Here is a 20,795-nt window from a genome sequence, read left to right on the forward strand (position 1 = left end):
ACACCATGTACGCCTTCACACTCGAACGGCCGGCCACCGTGGCCGATGCGGCCAAGCTCGTTGCCGCGGGCGCCAAGCCGCTGGCCGGCGGGCAGACGCTGCTCGCTTCCATGAAGCTCAGGCTCTCGGCGCCCGAGCAGCTCGTGGACCTGGGCGGCATCCAGGAACTCACCGGCATCAAGAAAGACGGCAGCACCATCACCATCGGTGCGATGTCGCGCCACCTCGATGTGGCGAACAACGTCGACGTGAAAGCCGTCTTTCCCGCACTGGCCGACCTGGCCGGGCGCATCGGCGACCGGCAGGTGCGCGCGATGGGCACCATCGGCGGCTCGGTGGCCAACAACGACCCGGCCGCGTGCTATCCCAGCGCGGTGCTGGGTTCGGGCGCGACGGTGATCACCTCGAAGCGCGAGATTGCGGCCGACGATTTCTTCCTCGGCATGTTCACCACGGCGCTGGAAGAGGACGAGCTGATCACCGCGATCCGCTTTCCGATTCCGAAGCGCGCCGTGTATGAAAAGCTGCGCCAGAAGGCATCGAACTTTCCACTCGTCGGCGTGTTCCTTGCGCAGTACGACAGCGGCGTTCGGGTGGCCATCACCGGCGCGGGCAACGGCGTGTTCCGCCACGCAGGACTGGAAGATGCGCTCAACAAGAGCTTCACCGCGGCAGCCGCCGCAGCGGTGAAGATCGATGCGAGCGACCTCAACAGCGACCTGCACGCCTCGGCCGCCTACCGTGCCAATCTGATCAGCGTGCTGACCCAGCGCGCAGTGACCAGGGCGCTGGGCTGAAGCAGCCCGGAACAAACCGGGAGGCGCGATATCCCCGCGTCTTCCGCTACGCTTTGCCATGATTTTTCCGACCATCGATTCCCTTTCCGACGGTTTGATGCAGGCCGGCTACTTCGCCGACCGGCGCCTGGCCACGGCCGTGTTCCTCGCGCTCAAGCTGCAGCGTCCGCTGTTGCTCGAGGGCGAGCCCGGTGTGGGCAAGACCGAGCTGGCCAAGGCGCTGTCGAAGGCGCTGAACCGCGAACTGCTGCGCCTCCAGTGCTACGACGGGCTGGAGCAGCGCGAGGCGCTTTACGAGTGGAACTACGCCGCGCAGCTCTTGCACATGCGCGCCGCCGAAGCCACCGGTGCGGCACGCGATGTCGAAGCCGAGGTCTATCAGCCGCACTACCTGATTCGCCGCCCGCTGCTGCAGGCACTGCAGACGCCCGCACCCGGCGCCGTGCTGCTGATCGACGAAGTGGACCGCGCCGACGAACCCTTCGAGGCTTTTCTGCTCGAATACCTCGGCGAATACCAGGTCAGCATTCCCGAGCTTGGCACCGTGCGCGCCGTGGTACCGCCCGTCACCATCCTCACCAGCAACCGCACGCGCGAGCTCAACGATGCGGTCAAGCGGCGTTGCCTCTATCACTGGCTCGACTACCCCGAGCGCGAACGCGAGCTGGCCATCGTGCGAGCCCAGGTGCCCGAGGCCGGCGAGAAGCTCTCGGCCCAGGTGGCCGCCTTTGTTGCGCGGCTGCGCGATGCGCCGTTCGTCAACGCGTTCCAGCGTGCCCCCGGCATCGCCGAGAGCGTCGAGTGGGCGAGCGCGCTGATTGCGCTCGACACTGTCGAACTCGACCCCGAAGTGGTGATCGACACCGCGGGCATTCTTTTCAAGCAACGCGACGACGTGGCCGCGCTCACGCGCGAGTTGGCGTCCGATTTGCTGAAGCCCGAGGAGCCGGTTGCGCCCTGAGCGTGGCCGAAGGTAGCGGCCGCCCATGACCGGCATCCAGCAACTCGGCGACGTACGCAGCGGCAAGCTGGCCGGCAACATCACGGCCTTTGGCCGCGCCCTGCGCCGCGCCGGCGTGCGCACCGATGCCATGCGCATCGCGCTCGCCGCCGAAGCGGCCACGCTCGTGGGCGTGGAAAGCCGGCTCGACCTGAGCGCGGCCATGGAAGCCGTCATGGTGAGCCGCGAGCAGGACCGCATGGTGTTTCGCGAACTGTTCGACGCGTGGTTCCGCGATCCCGAACTGGCCAACAAGCTGCTCGCGCAGATGCTGCCGAGCGCCGAGGGCAAGGCCGAGCCCTCGAAGCGCCGCCCGCGTGTGCGCGAGGCACTCTCCGCGCCGCGCGATCCGGCCAAGCCGGCCGTGGCCGCCAAGCCCGACAAGGAGGTCGAGTTCGATGCCGCCATGACATCGAGCGACCGCCAGCGCCTGCAGCATGCGGACTTCAACGCGCTCGGTGCTTCCGAATACCGGCTGGTCGAACGCCTCGCACGCGATGTGAGCTTGCCGATTCCCTCGTTGCCGTCTCGCCGTCTGCGTGTGGCGAGCGACGCGGGCCCGCAGCATGCGCGCATGCACTGGCCCGGCGTGCTGCACGAGGCCGCGCGCACGGGCGGCGAAATACTGCGCCTGCCGAAGCTGAGCCGCCGCGAGCAACCGTTGCCGCTGCTGGTGCTGGTCGACGTGTCGGGCTCGATGGAGCGCTATGCGCGCCTGCTGCTCGCGTTTCTGCATGCGGCCACCCGGCGGGCCGGGCGGCGCGACGTATTCGCCTTCGGCACCCGGCTGACCGACCTGACACCCGCCTTTAGACTGGCCGACACCGACGCCATGCTGGGCGCGGCCAGCCTTGCCATCGACGATTTTGCGGGTGGCACGCGGCTCGGCAGTTCGCTGGCCGAGCTTCGCCGCGCGCATGCGCGCCGCCTGACAGGCCGCCGCACGCTGGTGCTGGTGATCAGCGACGGGCTGGACACCGGGGAGCCTGCGCTGCTGGAAAACGAACTGCTCTGGCTCAAGCGCCATTCGCGCCGCCTGCTGTGGCTCAACCCGCTGCTGCGCTTCGAGGGCTACGCCCCTTTGGCGCGTGGGGCCGGCGTGCTGCACCGGCATGCAGACGCGATGCTGGCGGTCCACAATCTCAGTGCTCTCGAACAGCTGGCCGCCAGCCTCGCCGCCTTGATGCGGTCTGGCCGGTAGGGCCTCACGGAAAAGATAAAGGAACCCCACCATGGAAATGCTCGGCAACCGCCGTCTCGGCGTCACGCAACAACAGGCCTGGGAAGCGCTGAACGATCCCGAGACGCTCAAGAAGTGCATTCCCGGCTGCGACAAGTTCGAGCTCACGGGCGACAACCAGTACAGCGTGGCGCTCGCTCTCAAGATCGGGCCGGTGTCGGCCAAGTTCAGCGGCAAGGTGATGCTGTCCGACATCGTTGCGCCCGACGGCTACAAGCTCACCTTCGAGGGGCAGGGCGGCGTTGCGGGGTTTGCCAAGGGGTCGTCCAGCGTGACGCTGAGGCCGCTGGATGGCGCCGCCAATGCCGATGCCGAGGCCACCGCAGCACCGTCCCCGGCCGGCTGCGAACTCGACTACACCGTGCAGGCTCAGGTCGGCGGCAAGATTGCCCAACTCGGGCAACGCCTGATCGACGGCGCCGCCAAGTCGACCGCCGATGACTTCTTCAAGCGCTTCGAGGCGGAGATGCAAAGCCGCTACGGACCGCCGCCGGCTGCCGCCGAAGAAACGGCGGAGGCTCCCGCGGAGAAGGCGGGCGTCATGTCCGGCCTCATGAAGAAGATCGGCCTCGGCAAGAAGGACGACAAGGACGCGCCCGCCGTGCCGGGCAACGAAAGCTGAGGACTGACCACGTTATGGAAAATCTCGACGTCATGGTGCTGCGCACGCTGCGCGACTGGCGGCAGGCCGGCAAGCGCGCGTTGCTGACGACGGTGGTGCGCACCTGGGGCTCGTCGCCGCGGCCGGTCGGCTCGATCATGGCGCTGGCGGAAGACGGTGCGGTGGTGGGCTCGGTCTCCGGGGGCTGCATCGAGGACGACCTGATCGCCCGTTACAGCCATGCGCACGCGAATGGCAATGACCGTGGCGAAGAGGTGCCCGTGGGCGCGCCGCCCGTGCTCGTGAAGTACGGCATCACGGCCGACGAGGCACACCGCTTCGGGCTGCCCTGCGGCGGCACGCTGGAGCTGCTGCTCGAATACGACCCCGATGCGGCTTTGCTCGACACGCTGGTGGCTCAGCTCGAGCAGGGCAGGCTCATGCAGCGCACCGTCACGCTCGCGACCGGTGCCGTGCGGCTGAACGAGGCCACGGCACCCGACGAACTCAAGGTGAACGACACCGAGCTCACCAACACCTTCGGCCCCGAATACCGCATGCTGCTGATCGGCGCGGGCCAACTGGCCGAGTACCTCGCAACCATGGCCAAGTTCAGCGGCTTTGCCGTCACGCTGTGCGACCCGCGTGCCGAATACCGCACCGCATGGTCGCTGTCCGGCGTGGAGATCACGACCGAGATGCCCGACGACGCCGTGCTGGCCTTCAAGCCCGACCGGCGCAGCTGCGTGGTCGCGCTCACGCACGACCCCAAGCTCGACGACCTGGCGCTGCTCGAAGCGCTGCAGAGCGAGGCCTTCTACGTGGGCGCCATCGGTTCGCGCCGCAATGCGGACGCCCGGCGCGACCGCATGATCGAGCACTTCGACCAGACGGCGGAATCGCTCGTGCGGCTGCGCGGCCCCATCGGCATCTACATCGGCAGCAAGACGCCGCCGGAGATCGCCGTGAGCGTGATGGCGGAGATTCTTGCGGTGAAGAACGGCGTGACGCTGCCGCGCGAAATGGAAGTGGCGCGCGCCAAGGGCATGCAGCAGCTCGCGATGAGCTGAACCGCCAGCCGCTTCCTGCCCTGTTCAGTTCAATCCGATGGGCCCGACTTTGCCGCGGGCGGCACGTTGCCGCCCTTTTGCCGCTCGCGAAAGAGCGCGGCGCGCATCAGGAAGATGGTGGTGATGGGGGCCGTGAGCGCAATGAAGAGAACGATCAGCACGGCATGCAGGAACAGGCTGTAGCCCTGCACCGAGAAATAGACGATGGTGGCGATGGTCATGCACCACACGCCCACCGTCGCGCCGAGCGTCGGCGCATGGATGCGGCGGAAAAAAGTGGGCAGGCGCACGAGGCCGAAGGAGCCGATGGCGGCGAACGCAGCGCCGAGCACCGCGAACACGGCGGTGACGATTTCCGCCCACAGCGGCAGCGGCCCCACGATGAAGTCAGTCATTCAATGACCTCCCCGCGCAAGAGAAACTTGGCCATGGCCGTCGACCCGACGAAGCCGAACAGCGCCGTGAGCATGGCCGCTTCGAAGTACACGTTGCTCGCATAGACGATGCCGAGCACCAGCATCATCAGCATGCCGTTGATGTAGAGGCAGTCCAGCGCCATCACGCGGTCCTGGGCGGTCGGGCCGACCAGCAGGCGGGCCAGCGCGCAGAGCATGGCCACGGCCAGCAGCAGGAGTGCCAGCCTCAAGGCCCAGAAAAGTACAGGCGTCATGATTCGAAGATCTCCATCAACGGACGTTCGTAGCGCTGCTTGATCAGCGCAATGAAGGCGGCTTCATCGTCCACATCGAACACGTGGACCAGCAGCGCGCTGCTGTCGAACGAAATTTCGCCCCAGGCGGTGCCGGGCGTGAGGCACATGATCATGGCCAGCACCGCGAGCCCGTTCGGGTCGCGCAGATCGAGCGGCACGTTCACGAACTTCGATGCGATGCGCGATGTGCGGCGTGTGAGCAGCCGGCGCGCCACGAAGAGGGCCGATTGCAGCATGTCGGCCACGGCCCGGCCCGTGAGCCGCAATGCGACCCAGGGCTTGCGCATGTGCACGGCGGCCGGCCGAAGGCCCTTGGTGAGCAGCGGCACTGCAATGGCCAGCACCGCGGCCGATGCCAGCGTGGCGGCCTCCAGCGACTGGTTGAGCAGCAGCCACACGACAAACAGCGCCATCGAGAGCGGCGGCGAAGGAATCCAGCGCTTCATGGTGCTGTGCCCTTCTGCGGAGCCACCGGGTTGGGCACCTGCCGCGCATTGAGCACGGCATCGCGATACGCGGTGGGCGTGCGCAGCCCTTCGGCGGTGATGAGGGCGTGGCGCATGACCGGGCCGGCCCATACCGTCAACGCCACGCAGGCCGCGAGCAGGCCGGCCACCGGCAGCACCTCGAGTGCGGGCAGAGCGGGCATGGTGGGATGCGGCTGGGTCCAGAAATGGCGGATGCCGGTGCGGCTCAGCGCAATCAGCGCCAGAAAGCCCGACGCGAGCAGCAGCGCCAGAAAGATCCATGCCGGCGTGGAGGTGCCGCTGGTCACGAAGGCGCCGGACAGCATGGCGAACTTGCCCACGAAGCCCGAGAACGGCGGCAGGCCCGCGAGCAGCAAGGTGCAGCCGATGAAGCTCAGGCCGAGAAATGCCACGCCGGCGGGAATTGCGCGGCCGTAGAGCGCTTGAGCCTCGTCGTCGAGGTTCACGTCGTCGAGCACGCGCAGGTCTTCCGCCAAGAAGGGCGCATTGCCCGCCGCTTCGTGCGGCGCGACGCTCATGCCGGCGTTGCGCCAGCGTTCGATCATGTCGATCAGCAGGAAGAAGGCGCTGACCGCGAGCGTGGAGCTCAGCAGGTAGTAAAGGGCGCCGGCCCATACGGCAGGCTCCCCGAGCCCGATTGCGGTGAGCAGCGTGCCGGCCGACACCAGCACGCTGAAGCCCGCGAGATTGGAGAGCCGCTGCGTGCCGACGATGCCCATGGCGCCCGCGAACAGCGTGGCAAGCCCGATGGCGATGAGTGCGGACTGGCCGAACGCGGCCGAGGCGCCGGCGTCCGGCGCAAAGAGCAGCGTCCACAGCCGCAGCAGCGTGTAGATGCCGAGCTTGGTCAACAGCGCAAAGACCGCGCCCACGGGCGACACCGCCGCGCTGTAGGCCGGCACCAGCCAGAAATTGAGCGGCCATGCACCGGCCTTGGCGAAGAACGCTGTCGCGAGGATGGCGGCCGCCGCATGCACCAGGCCGCGGTCGGCCGGCGCGAGCTCGGCGATGCGCACGCTCAGGTCGGCCATGTTGAGCGTGCCCGTCACGCCGTAGAGCAGCGCCGCGCCGATCAGGAAGAGAGACGAGGCGGCCAGGTTGATGGCGATGTAGTGCAGCCCGGCCTGCACACGCAGCCGGCCGGAACCGTGCAGCAGCAGGCCGTAGGAGGCAGCGAGCATCACCTCGAAGAAGACGAACAGGTTGAACAAATCGCCGGTGAGAAAGGCGCCGTTCAGGCCCATGAGCTGCAGCTGCAGCAGCGGATGAAAATGCACGCCGGCCCGGTCCCAGCGCGAGGTGGAATAGATCGAGGCCGCGAAGGCAACGACGCCGGTGAGCGCCACCATCATGGTCGACAGCCGGTCCGCCACCAGCACGATGCCGAAAGGCGCTTGCCAGTTGCCGGGCAGGTAGACGCCGATCGAGCCGGGGCCGTCGCCGGTATCGGGCGCATTCACCCAGCGCAGCAGCGCCAGCGCCGCCAGCAGGCCCACCAGCCCCGAGACCACGCTCAGGGCCGACTTGGCGCGGCGCCGGTTTTCGCCGAGCAGCAGCATCAATGCCGCCGTGAGCAAAGGCACGAGGATCGGCACTGCCACGAGGTGCGGCATGCTGAAGTCGAGCAAGCGGTCGAGCAGGTGAACCGGTTCCATCACTCGGCCGCCTCCTGCCGCTCTTCGCCGTCCACGTGGTCGGTGCCGGCGAGGCCGCGCGAGGCCAGCAGCACCACGAGGAACAGCGCCGTCATTGCGAAGCCGATCACGATGGCCGTCAACACCAGCGCCTGCGGCATCGGGTCGGCGGTGTTGGCCAGCGTGGAAGTGAGGCCCTTGACCAGCACGGGTTCGCTGTCGAGCTTGAGCCGCCCCATGCTGAAGATGAACAGATTGACGGCGTAGGAGATGAGCGTGAGGCCCATGATCACCTGGAAGGTGCGGGGGCGCAGCAGCAGGTACACGCCCGAGCCGGTGAGTACGCCGATGGCGAGTGCGAGCACCATTTCCATCAGTGCGCTCCCTCCACGGCTTCGGCCTGGGCCAGTGCTTCCTTTTCAGCCTGCTCGTCGGCCCAGCGGTGGCTGCGAATGGACTGGTGCGCCAGCGCGGTGAGGATCAGCATGGTGGCGCCGAGCACCAGCGCGAACACGCCGATGTCGAAGAAGAGGGCGCTCGGCACGTGCAGTTCGCCCAGGACCGGGAGGTGCAGGTGGGCGGTGTGCGTGGTCATGAACGGATAGCCGAACACCACCGCACCGCTGCCCGTAACCAGCGCCAGCAGCAGGCCGACGGCGATCCAGCGGCGTGGGTAAATGCGCAGATGCTCTTCCACCCATTCGGTGCCCGAGACGATGAACTGCAGCAGCAGCGCCACCGACATGACCAGCCCCGCGACGAAGCCGCCCCCGGGTGCGTTGTGGCCGCGCATGAAGAAGTAGACCGACACCAGCACCGCGAGCGGCAGCAGCAGCCGCACCAGCACGGCCGGCACCATCAGGTAGCCCACGGCCGTGTCCTTGGCGAGGCGGGGGTTCAGCAGATCGCTGCTGCCGTCGTCGGCCTGCAAGCGTTGCTGCGCCGGCAGGGCCATCGACTCGCGCGCCGGACGGAAGCGGCGCAGCAAGGCGTAGACCGTGAGCGCCACCACGCCGAGCACCGTGATTTCGCCGAAGGTGTCGAAAGCGCGGAAGTCGACCAGCATGACGTTGACCACGTTGGTGCCGCCGCCTTCGGTGAGCGCCCGCTCGAGGAAGAAGGGCGAGATGCTCTGCGGAAACGGTCGCGTCATCATCACCCACGCCAGCGCCGACATGCCGCTGCCGACAGCAGCCGCCACCAGCAGGTCGCGCCCGCGCCGGCCCCAGGGGCGCAGCCTCGCGCGCGCGGGCTGGACGGCGTCCTTGCTGCGCATCGGCAGCCAGCGCAGGCCCAGCAGAATCAGCACCGTGGTCACGGCCTCGACCACAAGTTGCGTCAGCGCAAGGTCGGGTGCCGAGAACCAGATGTAGGTGACCGAGCAGACCAGCCCCGCGCCCGCGGCCAGCATCAGCGCGGCGAGCCGGTGGAACTTGGCCTGCCATGCGGCAGCCAGCGCACAGATACCGCCGATGAGCCAGGTCATTGCGAACATCGTCGAGAAGGGCAGCAGCTCGCGGTTGCCGCGCGCCACGGGTGCGGTCCAGAGCGAAACCGCGGCGCCCGCGGCCGCCACCGCAATCAACAGCAGCAACTGCGACTGCAGGCGCCGGGTACCCAGCACGCGGCGGCTGCGCCGGCCGGCCTCGCTGAGCTGCGCGAGCAGGTGCTCGAAAATGGCCTGGCCGTCGAAGCGGTGCAGCAGCGGCGTGTGCTCGAGCTCGCCGCGCGCGCGGCGGCGGCGCTGCGACAGGTACAGCGCCATGCCGCCGACCAGCGCCACGAAGCTCATCGCCAGCGGCAGGTTGAAGCCATGCCAAACGGCCAGGCTGTATTCGGGCAGCAAGCCGCCGACCACCGGCGTGGCGGCTGCTGCCAGCAACGGGCCGATGGACCAGGCCGGTGCGACGCCGACCACGAGGCACACCAGCACCAGCAGCTCGACCGGCACGCGCATCCAGTGCGGCGGCTCGTGCGGCTTTCTCGGTACGTCCGGCCCGCACGGCGGACCGAAGAACACGTCGAACACGAAACGCGCCGAGTACGCCACGCTGAAGATGCCCGCGACGGTCGCGATGATCGGCAGGCTCAGGTTGATCCACGGCGTGGCCTGGATGAACACCGTCTCGGCGAAGAACATCTCCTTCGAGAGAAAGCCGTTGAGCAGCGGTACGCCGGCCATCGAAGCGCTCGCGATGACGGCCAGCGTGCCCGTGATCGGCATCAGCCGCATCAGGCCGCTGAGCTTGCGGATGTCGCGCGTGCCGCTCTCGTGGTCGATGATGCCGGCCGCCATGAAAAGCGATGCCTTGAAGGTCGCATGGTTCATGACGTGGAACACCGCTGCCACCGCCGCGAGCGGGCTGTTGAGCCCGAGCAGCAGCGTGATGAGCCCGAGGTGCGAGATGGTCGAGTAGGCCAGCAGCGCCTTCAGGTCGCGCTGGAACATGGCGATGAAGCCGCCGAGCAGCAGCGTGATGGCGCCCGCGCCGCCCACCAGCCAGAACCACATCTCGGTACCCGACAGCACCGGCCACAGCCGCGCCATCAGGAACACGCCGAGCTTCACCATGGTGGCCGAATGCAGGTAGGCCGAGACCGGCGTGGGTGCGGCCATGGCGCGGGGCAGCCAGAAGTGGAACGGGAACTGCGCGCTCTTGGTAAAGGCGCCCAGCAGTATCAGCACCAATGCGACGGGATACAGCGCATGCGCACGAATTGCATTGCCGGAAGCGAGCACCACGTCGAGCTCGTAGCTGCCCGCGATACGGCCCAGCACCAGCACACCCGCGAGCAGGCAGAGCCCGCCAGCGCCGGTAACGGTGAGCGCCATGCGCGCGCCGCGCCGCGCATCGCGACGGTGATGCCAGTAGCCGATCAGCAGGAACGAGAACAAGCTGGTGAGTTCCCAGAACAGCACCATCTGGATCAGGTTGCCCGAGAGCACCACGCCCATCATCGCGCCCATGAACGCGAGAAAGAACGAGAAGAAGCGCGGCACCGGGTCGGAGGCCGACATGTAGTAGCGCGCATAGAGCACCACCAGCGCGCCGATGCCGAGCACCAGCATGCAGAACAGCCACGCAAAGCCGTCCATGCGGAACACGAGGTTGAGGCCGAGCTCCGGCAGCCACGCTATTTCCTGGCGCAGCACATTGCCATGCACGATCTGCGGAAAGAGCCATGCGGCCTGTACCGCGCAGCCCAGCGCGACGAGCCCTGCCAGCGTCGATTCCCGATTGCGCGCGTTCGACGGCATCAACGCGGCCAGCACGCTGGCAATGAAGGGGAGTGCGACGAGAAAGACCAGGGGCATTGCGGTCGATTCTATCGACCGGCCCTCTGTTGCCGCGGGTCATGACCGCACGGCACGGGGTTGTTTTCGGCGTGCCGGGCGGGAGGCTAGCCGACTGCGAGTTGCACTGTGCGTATGCCCAGCCAGGTCAGCATCAGCGAACCGCCCAGATGCAGCATGCTGGTGCCCAGCGCCAGCAGTGGGCGTCCGTCGAGCAGCAGCGCCACGACTTCGGCCGAGAAGCTCGAGAACGTGGTGAGGCCGCCGAGAAAGCCCGTGATGAGCAGCAGGCGCCACACCGGGTCGAGTTGCGGCATGGCCTGAAAAACGCCAACGGCCATGCCGACCAGATAGCCGCCGATCAGGTTGGCGGCCAGCGTGCCGTAGGGCACGGGCCCACCTGTGTTGAGCCACAGGCCGAGGCCCCACCTGGCCAGGGCGCCGAACGAGGCCCCGAGGCAAATTGCAAGAACCGGCAATGCTGGCATTCGTTCTTTTCCGCTGGCTATTTCTCGACGCCCATCACCACGTTCGGCAAGACCGTGACGATGCTCGGGAACAGCGTGATGAGCACGATGCACAACACCAGGCAGAAGAAGAACGGGATGGCCGCCTTGGCGATCACGTTGCTGTCCTTGCCGGTCATGTTCTGCAGCACGAAGAGGTTGAAGCCCACCGGCGGCGTGACCTCGGCGATCTCGACCAGCAGCACGATGAAGATGCCGAACCAGATCAGGTCGAAGCCGGCCTTCTGGATCATCGGCAGCACCACCGCGCTGGTCAGCACGATCATCGAGATGCCGTCGAGCGCCGTGCCCAGCACCAGGTACACCACCACCAGCGCGCCGATCAGCGCATAGGGCGACAGGTGCATGCTGTCGACCCACTCGGCCAGTTCGCGCGGAATGCCGGTAAAGGCCATGGTTTTGGTGAGGAAGGCGGCGCCGGCCAGGATGAACATGATCATGCAGCTGGTGCGCGTGGCGCCCATGATCCCTTCCTTGAAGTTCTTCCAGGTGAGGCTCTTGCCCCAGGCGGCGATGGCCAGCGAGCCCAGCACGCCGAAGGCCGCGCATTCGGTGGCCGTGGCCCAGCCCGCCACCAGCACCCAGACGATGAAGACGATCAGCAGTGCGCACGGAATGAGGTTGCCCGAGAGCCGGATCTTCTCCATGAAAGTGGTCGGCGGATCGGCCGGCGGCACCTGGTCGGGGTTGCGCAGGCTCCACCAGCCGATGTAGCCCGAGAACAGCAGCATCAGCAGGAAGCCCGGCAGAAAGCCGGCCAGGAAGATGCGGATGATGGACGCGTCAGCCGCCACGGCATACACCACCATCGTGATCGACGGTGGAATCAGGATGCCCAGCGTGCCGGCAGTGGCGAGCGAACCGATGGCCAGCTTCTCGTTGTAGCCGCGGCGCTTGAGTTCGGGCAGCGCCACCTTGGCGATGGTGGCGCAGGTGGCGGCCGATGAGCCCGAGACCGAGCCGAACACGCCGCATCCGAGGATGGTGGTGTGCATCAGCCGGCCGGGCACGCGGTTGAGCCAGGGCCGCAGGCCCTCGAACATCTCTTCGCTGAGCTTGGTGCGAAAAAGGATCTCGCCCATCCAGATGAAGAGCGGCAACGCCGCGAGCTCCCAGCTTGCGTTGCTTTCCCAGAAGGCCGAGAACAGGTTCTTGCCCGGCAGCGTGTTGGTGAAGAAGGCCTGGCCGACCCAGCCGACGATGGCCAGCGTCATCGCGATCCAGACGCCGCCCGCCAGCAACAGCAGCATGATGGCGAGCAGCAGGGCGCCCATCCAGAGGTTTTCGAACATCGGTGTCTTTGTTGTTGTGGTTCAGACGTCGGAAGAGAAGTCGCCGGCGGCGTGGCGTTCTTCGATGGCGCGCTGGTAGCTCGGCTTTTCGCCGCGCACCACGCCCACCAGTTCGTCGATCATTGCGATCAGCAGCAACCAGCAGCCGATCACGAAGGTCGATTGCGGAATCCAGATCGGAATGACCACGAGGCCGGTTGCCATTTCGGCGAACTCGTAGCTCTCGTAGGTGAAGCTGGTGGCCCAGTAGGTGAGATAGGCCACCGACACCGAGGCGATCAGCAGGCAGATCACGTCGAGCACGCGCCGCACCTTGGGGGGGACGGCGTCGAGCAGCAGCGTCACGCGCACGAAGTCGCCGTGCCGGAAGGCGTGCGCCATCGCGAAGAACGCGGCCGCGGCGCACAGCCACGAAACGACGTCGTTGAGCCCGCTCACGTGCCAGTTCATCTGGCGGCCCACGCCGGCCAGGATCATCAGCACGAAGATCAGGAACACGCAGAAGGCGCCGAGCGCGCCGGCGCCGTTGTAGAGGTGATCAAGAAAGCGGCGCACGTTTCAGGCCTTCCGCGATGAGCGTAAAGGCTTCATCACTTCTTCTTGTAGGCGTCGACGATCGCGGCGCCGTCTGCACCGGTGGCCTTCAGCCAGTCGGCCTGCATGATGCCGCCGACCTGGCGCATGTCGGTGTCGAGCTTGGGCGAGGGCTTGTGCACTTTCATGCCACGCTCGGTCAGCAGGCGCTTGTACTCGTCGTTCTTCTCCTGGGCGATCTTCCAGCCGCGGGCTTCGGCATCGGCCGCGGCCTTGGTGACGGCGGCCTTGGTGGCGGCGTCGAGCGCGTCGAAGGCCTTGGCATTCACGAGGATCGCGTTCTTCGGAATCCAGGCCTGCGTGTCGTAGAAGTTCTTGATGTGCTCGTAGGTCTTGGTGTCGTAGCCGGTCGAGCCCGAGCTCATGTAGCTTTCGATCACGCCGGTGGCCATGGCGGCGCTGAGTTCGGCCTGCTGGATCTGCACCGGCTGGGCGCCGATCAGCTCGGCGATCTTGGCGGTGGCCGGGCTGTAGGCGCGCCACTTGATGCCGCGCAGATCGGCCACCGAGCTGATCTCCTTCTTGGAATAGATGCCCTGCGGCGCCCATGGCACCATGAACAGAATCTTGATGCCCTGGGCTGCGAGCAGCTTTTCCATAGCGGGCTTGGATGCGTCGTACAGCTTCTTCGCATCCGGGTACGTGGTGGCGAGGAAGGGCACGCCGTCGAGCGCGTAGATCGGGTTCTCGTTGGCGTAGTTGGCCAGCAGGATTTCGCCCGCCTGGGCCTGGCCGCTTTGCACGGCGCGCTTGATTTCAGGGGCCTTGAACAACGAGGCATTCGCATGCACGGTGATCTTGACCTTGCCGCCCGTGGCCGCGTCCACGTCTTTCGCGAACTGCGTGATGTTCTCGGTGTGGTAGTTGGTTGCCGGGTAGGCGGTGGGCAGATCCCACTTGGTTTGCGCGAAGGCTGCGGCGCCGAGGGTGAGACCAGCGAGGGCAATGCCGAACTTGTGATTCATGAGCGCTCCGGAACGTATGAAAGTGAAAACGAAAGCGAGCATACGTGCAAATTCCGGGCCACCGCTGAGGCATTTCCCTGCCACGCTGCGGCGTGCGATGGCTGCTTATCCCTTTGCGGCGCGCACAAAAAAGCCGCCTTGCGGCGGCTTCGTTCATCGCATTGCCAAAGTGCCGCGAGGGGCGGCGCCGGCGGGCGAACTGGGGGGGTGTGCGATCAGGGCTTGGCGGGCTTCGCGTCGGCGGCGGTTGTCTTCACGGGCTTGGCTGCCGGATCGGCCTTGGCGGTCTTGGCTGCGGCTGGTGCGCTGGCCTGGCCACCGAAGGCCTGGCCGTTCACCGTGAGGCCTTCGGCCGACAGCTTTTCTGCCTTCTTTTCCTTCACGCCCTTGATGCGCTGCATGAAGTCGGGCCAGTCCTTGAACTCGCCTTCCTTGCGGGCGTCGAGGATGCGCTTGGACATTGCGGGCCCCACGCCCTTGATACCGTCGAGATCGGCTGCCGTGCCCTTGTTGACGTCGACAGCGGCGAACGAGGCAACCGCAAACAGCATGGCCATGGCGGCCAGGATTTTCTTGAACATGATCGAACTCCCTGATTTGTTGATTTGACTGTTTGCCGACGGAGGTGCCGGCTCGCGTTCAACGAGTGCAGGGAAAGCGGCGTTGACGGCTTGGCATGCTGCAAGGCCCCTGGTGACCATTGTTCCGAACCATGTTCGGAACGTTGCTCAGAGTTCTTCGACGCGGCGCGGCGGGTAGCTGTCCCAGGCCTGGCAGCCGGGGCAGTGCCAGAAGTACTGGTGCGCCTCGAAGCCGCATGCGGCGCAGCGGTAGCGCATCAGCGGACGGGTGGCCTGGTCGAGCGCGCGCTGCACTTGCGGATGGAACTGCTCGTGCTCGAAACGCTCGCCGGCGAGCCAGCGCGAAGCCGCAACCAGCGAGGGCTGTTGGGCCAGATGCGCGACGTAGCCGTCGCGCGGGGCAAGTGGCTGGCCGTCGGCCGCCGGAATGGCCGTGGTCGGCGAGCCGCCGAGTGCCATCAGCGCCTCGAGCACGTCGATCGACGGCGAATCGGCATAGCGCCGTTGCAGCAGCGCGAGCGCTTCGCCTTCGCGGTGCGCGGCAACCGCGGCTTGCTGCAGCGCGGGGGCATACAAAGGCAACGCGAGCGGGGCGGTGTCGCTCAGGGCAACGAGGGTGTCGAAGGCCGCGGTTGCCTCGCCATTGCGCAGCTGCAGCGTGGCGGAATCGATGGCCGGGCGCGGCGCCTGCGGAGCCAGCGCAACGGCCTCTGCGAGCAGCCGGCCTGCCGCGGCCAGGTCGCCGCCCGCCGCCTGCTCGGCGGCCTGTTCGCACAGATGGTGGGCCCGTCGCGTGCTGTAGCTCGCCTGGTCGGACTCGTCGAGTTTCTGCGCCACGTCGGCGGCCTGGGTCCATTCGCGCGAACGCTCGTAGATGGCCAGCAGCGAGAGCCGCGCTTCATTCTCGTAGCGCGTGCCCTCGAGCTTTTGCAGCGCGGCTTCGGCGCGATCGAGCAGGCCGGCACGCAGAAAATCTTGCGCCAATGCGTGCTGCGCGCGCTCCCGGTCGCCACGGCTCAGGTCGCCGCGGCCCAGCAGATGTTCGTGAACGCGCACTGCGCGCTGGTACTCGCCGCGCCGGCGGAACAGGTTGCCAAGCGCGAAGTGCAGTTCCTGCGTGTCGGGGTCGTTCTGCACGGCTTCGATGAAGGCATCGATGGCCTGGTCCTGCTGCTCGTTGAGCAGGAAGTTGAGGCCGCGGAAATAGGCCTTGGGGGCTTGCCGGTTTTCGAGCTTGAGCTGCCGGATGTCGAAGCGCGACGCGAGCCAGCCCAGCACAAAAGCGACGGGCAGGCTGATCAGCAGCCAGCTGGGATCAAAGTCCATGTTGACGTACGGCGGGAAGGTCAGTGGCGGAGATGGACGGCGCCGGCGCAGCAGCAGGCACTGCCGCCGAGCCGGCCGTGGCTGGAGTTTGCTGGGGGGCAGAAGGCTGTTGGGCCGCGGCGGCGGCACGGTGCTTCCACCATCCGGGCAGCATGCCGAGCGCGCCCACCACGAGCCCGCCCGCAAAGGCTGCGAGCACGACGAGCACCAGCGGCGCGCGCCAGTGCGTGCCGAAGAAGAAGTAGACGGTTGCGTCGTGCTGGTTGTTCAGCGCGAAGGCGAAAAGCGTAAAAAAAATGGCTGCCTTGAGCAGCCACAGGAGGTATTTCATGCACGTTCCCGTTGGCGGGACGATTCTACGTTTGGAGCCATTCGCCGATCAGGTCTTCTGGCCCTTGGCGCCCAGCTCGACGGTCTTTGCATCGACCGCTTCGCGCAGCGCCTTGCCCGGCTTGAAATGCGGCACCCGCTTTTCGGGAATCTGAACGCTTTCGCCCGAACGCGGGTTGCGGCCGATGCGCGGCGGTCGCCGGTTGACCGAGAAGCTGCCGAAACCGCGGATCTCGATGCGGTGCCCGCGCACCAGCGCGTCGCTCATCGCGTCGAGGATGGTCTTGACGGCGTATTCGGCATCGCGGTGCGTCAACTGCGCAAAGCGCGCTGCGAGTTCTTCGACGAGGTCAGAGCGGGTCATAGGCCAAACAAAAACGTGGACGAAAAAAAAGACAGAGCGGCCCCAGGGCCTGCTCTGTCTTCGGACTCAGCTTACTTGCTGTCGTTGTTGTCGAGCTTGGCGCGCAGCAGGGCGCCCAGGCTCGTCGTGCCCGCGTTTTCGCGTGCCGACTGCTGGCTCAGGTTGGCCATGGCGCCTTGTTCGTCGACCATGTCCTTCTGCTTGATCGACAGCTGGATGTTGCGGGTCTTGCGATCCACGTTCAGCACGATGGCAGTGACTTCGTCGCCTTCCTTCAGCACGTTGCGGGCATCTTCCACGCGGTCGCGGGAGATTTCGCTGGCGCGCAGGTAGCCGAGGATGTCTTCGCCGAGGTCGATTTCAGCGCCGCGGGCGTCAACCGTCTTGACCTTGCCGGTCACGATCTGGCCCTTGTCGTTCACGGTGGTGAACGTGGTGAACGGATCGCTGTCGAGCTGCTTGATGCCGAGGCTGATGCGCTCGCGGTCGACGTCCACAGCCAGCACGATGGCTTCGACTTCCTGGCCCTTCTTGTAGTTGCGAACGGCGGTTTCGCCGGCTTCGTTCCACGAGAGGTCCGAGAGGTGAACCAGGCCGTCGATGCCGGCAGCCAGACCCACGAACACGCCGAAGTCGGTGATCGACTTGATCGGGCCCTTGACGCGGTCGCCGCGCTTGGTGTTTTGCGCGAACTCTTGCCACGGGTTGGCCTTGCACTGCTTCATGCCCAGGCTGATGCGGCGCTTGTCTTCGTCGATTTCGAGGACCATGACTTCGACTTCGTCGCCCAGCGAGACGATCTTGTTCGGAGCGATGTTCTTGTTGGTCCAGTCCATTTCGGAGACGTGCACCAGGCCTTCGATGCCGGGTTCGAGTTCGACGAACGCGCCGTAGTCGGCAATGTTCGTGACCTTGCCGAACAGGCGGGTCGATTGCGGGTAGCGGCGCGAAACGCCCATCCATGGGTCGTCGCCCATTTGCTTGAGACCCAGCGAGACACGGTTCTTTTCGGTGTCGAACTTGAGGATCTTGGCGGTGATTTCCTGGCCGGCCTGAACGACTTCGCTCGGGTGGCGGACACGGCGCCATGCCATGTCGGTGATGTGCAGCAGACCGTCGATGCCGCCGAGGTCGACGAACGCACCGTATTCGGTGATGTTCTTGACGACACCGCGCACGACTGCGCCTTCCTTCAGGGTTTCCATCAGCTTGGCGCGTTCTTCGCCCATGCTGGCTTCGACCACGGCGCGGCGCGACAGCACGACGTTGTTGCGCTTGCGGTCGAGCTTGATGACCTTGAATTCGAGGGTCTTGTTCTCGTACGGGGTCAGGTCCTTGATCGGACGCGTGTCGATCAGCGAGCCGGGCAGGAATGCGCGGATGCCGTTGACGAGGACGGTGAGGCCGCCCTTGACCTTGCCGCTGGTGGTGCCGGTGACGAAGTCGCCCGATTCCAAGGCCTTCTCCAGGGCGAGCCACGAAGCCAGACGCTTGGCGGTGTCGCGCGAGAGGATGGTGTCGCCGTAGCCGTTTTCAACGCTGCCGATGGCAACGGAAACGAAATCGCCGGCCTGGACTTCGAGTTCGCCCTTGTCGTTCTTGAACTCCTCGATCGGCACATACGCTTCGGACTTGAGGCCGGCGTTGACCACGACGTGGTTGTGTTCGACGCGCACGACTTCGGCCGTGATGACCTCGCCGGTGCGCATTTCGGAACGCTTCAGGGACTCTTCGAATAGGTCGGCAAAAGATTCAGACATTTATGGTTCCTTCCGTCAGGCAGGGTTGGCAGGCGCTCATGCGAAATTGCGTGCGGCTGCTGTGAGTCTGTAGACGGCGGTTTTGTGGGCTTTTTGGATATAAACCCGGGTTGGTTGAACAACCAGCCGGCCGGTGCGCTGTCGCGCGAGAAGAGCCTGCTGGAGCGGTATGCGCCACCCGGAACACCCGGTTGGCGCGAGCCTTTCAAGCGGACTCGAAAGGCTGTACTTGCTGCCACCAGTTCAACACCGTATCGATCGATTGCTCGATGGACAGCTGGGAGTTGTCGAGGTGGCGGGCATCCTGCGCCGGCTTCAAAGGAGCGACGCTGCGGGATGAGTCCCTGGCGTCGCGTGCTTCCAAGTCGGAGCGAAGACTGTCGAGTGTAGTTGAAATACCCTTTGAAATCAACTGCTTATGCCGGCGTTCGGCCCTCTGGGCAGCGTTGGCGGTCAGGAAGACCTTGAGCCTTGCGTCGGGGAAGATCACGGTGCCCATGTCGCGGCCGTCGGCCACCAGGCCCGGAAGCCGCCGAAACCGCTGCTGCAGGGCCAGAAGCGCCTCGCGCACCGCGGGAAGCGTGGAAACGCGGGAGGCGTCCATGCCGGCGGCTTCGGTGCGGATGGCGTCGCTCACGTCTTCGCCGGCCAGCAGCACCTTGCCTTCGGTGAAGTGCAGGGGCAGGGCGCTCGCGAGCGCGGCAATCTGCGCTTCGTGCTGCGGGTCGGCGCTGAGCCCGGCACGCCGCATGGCCAGGCCGGTCACGCGGTAGAGCGAGCCCGAATCCAGATAGTGGTAGCCCAGCAGCCGCGCCACCTCGGCCGCGAGCGTGCCCTTGCCCGAGGCGGTCGGGCCGTCGATGCAGATGACCGGCACCTCGGTGGCCTCGGCCACCGAGAACAAGGTTTCGAAGTAGTCCGGGAAGGTCTTGGCGACGCAGTGCGGCTCGAGAATCCGCACCGGAACCCGGGCCGGATTGAACGCCGCGAGCGAAAAGCACATCGCCACGCGATGGTCGTCGTAGGTGCGGATGCTGGCGGGCTGCCAGTCGCCCAGTGCGAGCGGGTGCACGCGGATGAAATCGGGGCCGGATTCGACAGTCGCGCCGAGCTTCCTCAGCTCGTTGGCCATGGCGTCGATGCGATCGGTTTCCTTGACCCGCCAACTGGCGATGTTGCGCAGCGTGCTCGGGCCGTCCGCATAGAGGGCCATCACGGCCAGCGTCATCGCGGCGTCGGGAATATGGTTCGCGTCGAGGTCGATGGCCTTGAGCGGCCAGGCGCCGCGGCGCACTTCGAGCCAGTTCGGGCCGCTGTCGACCTGCGCACCCATTTGCTGCGCCGCATCGATGAAGCGGATGTCGCCCTGGATCGAGTCGGCGCCAACGCCTTCGATCCGGATGCCGTTCCGGCCCGAAATACCCGTTGCGATGGCTCCCAGTGCTATGAAATAGCTAGCAGAGGAGGCATCGGCCTCGACATGGATGTCACCCGGCGAGCTGTAGCTGCTGCCGGCCGGAATGGTGAAGCGCTCCCACCCATCGCGCCGCACCGTGATGCCGAAGCGCGCCAGCAGGTTCAGCGTGATCTCGATGTACGGCTTCGAAATCAGCTCGCCCACCACCTCGATGACTATGTCTTTGCGGGCTGCCAGCGGCAAGGCCAGCAGCAGCGCGGTCAGGAACTGGCTCGACACGTCGCCGCGCACGCGGATGGGCGCATCGAGCACCAGCGCGCCGTGATCGACCGGGCTGATGCGCAGCGGCGGGTAGCCGGGGTTGCCGAGGTAATCGATGCGGCAGCCGAGCTGGGTCAGCGCATCGACCAGATCGCCAATCGGCCGCTCGTGCATGCGCGGCACGCCGCTCAGTTCGAAATCGCCGCCGAGCAGGGACAGGGCCGCGGTCAGCGGGCGCATCGCGGTGCCGGCATTGCCGAGAAAAAGCGGCAGCAGCCGGTCGTTGGACTTCAGTTGTCCGCCGATGCCGGTGATGCGCAATGTGCTGCCCGCCGCGTCGATGCCGCAGCCGAGCGCGCGCAGCGCATCGAGCATTACGCGGGTGTCGTCCGAGTCGAGCAGGTCGTGAATGGTGGTGGTGCCGTTCGCGAGCGCGGCCAGCAGCAGCACGCGGTTCGAAATGCTCTTGGAGCCCGGCAGCCGGACCGTGCCGGCTGCGCCCACGAGGGGCGGTAGGTCGAGGAACGCGGTCGAGAACATG

21 protein-coding genes are annotated in these 20,795 nt (G+C 66.4%); 5 read left to right on the forward strand and 16 right to left on the reverse strand.

Annotated elements, in window-relative coordinates:
* Positions 1–5: 5 nt before the first annotated feature.
* Genes ABIC94_RS22415 through ABIC94_RS22435 form a run of 5 tightly spaced genes read left to right on the forward strand, consistent with a single transcriptional unit; the run spans position 6 to position 4,708 of the window.
* Positions 6–797 carry an FAD binding domain-containing protein gene (locus ABIC94_RS22415; RefSeq protein ID WP_354375182.1) on the forward strand — a complete coding sequence of 264 codons (792 nt, stop codon included), beginning with the start codon at positions 6–8 and terminating at the stop codon, positions 795–797.
* Positions 798–855: 58 nt separating this feature from the next.
* A complete protein-coding gene (locus ABIC94_RS22420) occupies positions 856–1,758 on the forward strand; it encodes an AAA family ATPase (protein ID WP_354375183.1) in 903 nt (300 codons plus the stop codon).
* 25 nt (positions 1,759–1,783) lie between these two features.
* Positions 1,784–2,998: a vWA domain-containing protein gene (locus ABIC94_RS22425; RefSeq protein WP_354375184.1), complete on the forward strand. Its 1,215-nt coding sequence runs from the start codon at positions 1,784–1,786 to the stop codon at positions 2,996–2,998.
* 31 nt (positions 2,999–3,029) lie between these two features.
* Positions 3,030–3,659, forward strand: coding sequence for a CoxG family protein (locus ABIC94_RS22430; RefSeq protein WP_354375185.1), 630 nt, complete (start codon positions 3,030–3,032; stop codon positions 3,657–3,659).
* A 14-nt stretch (positions 3,660–3,673) separates the two neighbouring features.
* Entirely contained in the window at positions 3,674–4,708 is a 1,035-nt protein-coding gene (locus ABIC94_RS22435) for an XdhC family protein (RefSeq protein WP_354375186.1), read from the forward strand.
* 29 nt (positions 4,709–4,737) lie between these two features.
* Here the strand turns inward: ABIC94_RS22435 and mnhG are convergent, their stop codons facing one another.
* The 16 genes from mnhG to ABIC94_RS22515 all read right to left on the reverse strand — a co-directional run bounded on the left by mnhG (position 4,738) and on the right by ABIC94_RS22515 (position 20,794).
* Positions 4,738–5,103 carry a monovalent cation/H(+) antiporter subunit G gene (mnhG, locus tag ABIC94_RS22440; protein WP_354375187.1) on the reverse strand — a complete coding sequence of 122 codons (366 nt, stop codon included), beginning with the start codon at positions 5,101–5,103 and terminating at the stop codon, positions 4,738–4,740.
* Complete coding sequence (locus tag ABIC94_RS22445; RefSeq protein ID WP_126747510.1) at positions 5,100–5,378, reverse strand: K+/H+ antiporter subunit F; 279 nt, start codon at positions 5,376–5,378, stop codon at positions 5,100–5,102. Before ABIC94_RS22445 ends, mnhG begins: the two co-directional genes overlap by 4 nt.
* Positions 5,375–5,866 (reverse strand): Na+/H+ antiporter subunit E, encoded by a 492-nt coding sequence (locus tag ABIC94_RS22450; RefSeq protein WP_354375188.1) that lies wholly within the window; start codon positions 5,864–5,866, stop codon positions 5,375–5,377. Before ABIC94_RS22450 ends, ABIC94_RS22445 begins: the two co-directional genes overlap by 4 nt.
* A complete protein-coding gene (locus ABIC94_RS22455) occupies positions 5,863–7,563 on the reverse strand; it encodes a monovalent cation/H+ antiporter subunit D (RefSeq protein ID WP_354375189.1) in 1,701 nt (566 codons plus the stop codon). The genes ABIC94_RS22450 and ABIC94_RS22455 overlap by 4 nt, the downstream gene beginning before the upstream one ends.
* On the reverse strand, positions 7,563–7,916 hold the full coding sequence (locus ABIC94_RS22460; RefSeq protein WP_354375190.1) for a Na+/H+ antiporter subunit C: 354 nt from the start codon (positions 7,914–7,916) through the stop codon (positions 7,563–7,565). The genes ABIC94_RS22455 and ABIC94_RS22460 overlap by 1 nt, the downstream gene beginning before the upstream one ends.
* Complete coding sequence (locus ABIC94_RS22465; RefSeq protein ID WP_354375191.1) at positions 7,916–10,858, reverse strand: monovalent cation/H+ antiporter subunit A; 2,943 nt, start codon at positions 10,856–10,858, stop codon at positions 7,916–7,918. The genes ABIC94_RS22460 and ABIC94_RS22465 overlap by 1 nt, the downstream gene beginning before the upstream one ends.
* 86 nt (positions 10,859–10,944) lie before the next feature.
* On the reverse strand, positions 10,945–11,325 hold the full coding sequence (gene crcB, locus ABIC94_RS22470; RefSeq protein ID WP_354375192.1) for a fluoride efflux transporter CrcB: 381 nt from the start codon (positions 11,323–11,325) through the stop codon (positions 10,945–10,947).
* 17 nt (positions 11,326–11,342) lie between these two features.
* On the reverse strand, positions 11,343–12,656 hold the full coding sequence (locus ABIC94_RS22475) for a TRAP transporter large permease (protein WP_337319757.1): 1,314 nt from the start codon (positions 12,654–12,656) through the stop codon (positions 11,343–11,345).
* Between the two features lie 21 nt (positions 12,657–12,677).
* Complete coding sequence (locus ABIC94_RS22480) at positions 12,678–13,211, reverse strand: TRAP transporter small permease (protein ID WP_354375193.1); 534 nt, start codon at positions 13,209–13,211, stop codon at positions 12,678–12,680.
* Between the two features lie 35 nt (positions 13,212–13,246).
* Positions 13,247–14,215 carry a TRAP transporter substrate-binding protein gene (locus tag ABIC94_RS22485; RefSeq protein ID WP_354375194.1) on the reverse strand — a complete coding sequence of 323 codons (969 nt, stop codon included), beginning with the start codon at positions 14,213–14,215 and terminating at the stop codon, positions 13,247–13,249.
* Positions 14,216–14,430: 215 nt separating this feature from the next.
* On the reverse strand, positions 14,431–14,796 hold the full coding sequence (locus ABIC94_RS22490; protein ID WP_354375195.1) for a ComEA family DNA-binding protein: 366 nt from the start codon (positions 14,794–14,796) through the stop codon (positions 14,431–14,433).
* Between the two features lie 147 nt (positions 14,797–14,943).
* Positions 14,944–16,122, reverse strand: coding sequence for a lipopolysaccharide assembly protein LapB (lapB, locus tag ABIC94_RS22495; RefSeq protein WP_354375196.1), 1,179 nt, complete (start codon positions 16,120–16,122; stop codon positions 14,944–14,946).
* Positions 16,112–16,453, reverse strand: coding sequence for a LapA family protein (locus ABIC94_RS22500; RefSeq protein WP_354375197.1), 342 nt, complete (start codon positions 16,451–16,453; stop codon positions 16,112–16,114). Before ABIC94_RS22500 ends, lapB begins: the two co-directional genes overlap by 11 nt.
* A 48-nt stretch (positions 16,454–16,501) precedes the next feature.
* Positions 16,502–16,816 (reverse strand): integration host factor subunit beta, encoded by a 315-nt coding sequence (locus ABIC94_RS22505; protein WP_354375198.1) that lies wholly within the window; start codon positions 16,814–16,816, stop codon positions 16,502–16,504.
* A 71-nt stretch (positions 16,817–16,887) separates the two neighbouring features.
* The gene (gene rpsA / locus ABIC94_RS22510; RefSeq protein WP_281149803.1) at positions 16,888–18,576 is read right to left on the reverse strand and encodes a 30S ribosomal protein S1; all 1,689 of its coding nucleotides are present in this window, start codon (positions 18,574–18,576) and stop codon (positions 16,888–16,890) included.
* Positions 18,577–18,781: 205 nt separating this feature from the next.
* Positions 18,782–20,794 carry a bifunctional 3-phosphoshikimate 1-carboxyvinyltransferase/cytidylate kinase gene (locus ABIC94_RS22515; RefSeq protein ID WP_354375199.1) on the reverse strand — a complete coding sequence of 671 codons (2,013 nt, stop codon included), beginning with the start codon at positions 20,792–20,794 and terminating at the stop codon, positions 18,782–18,784.
* Position 20,795 lies beyond the last annotated feature (1 nt).

Source organism: Variovorax paradoxus (assembly GCF_040544635.1).
Classification (GTDB): domain Bacteria; phylum Pseudomonadota; class Gammaproteobacteria; order Burkholderiales; family Burkholderiaceae_C; genus Variovorax; species Variovorax paradoxus_R.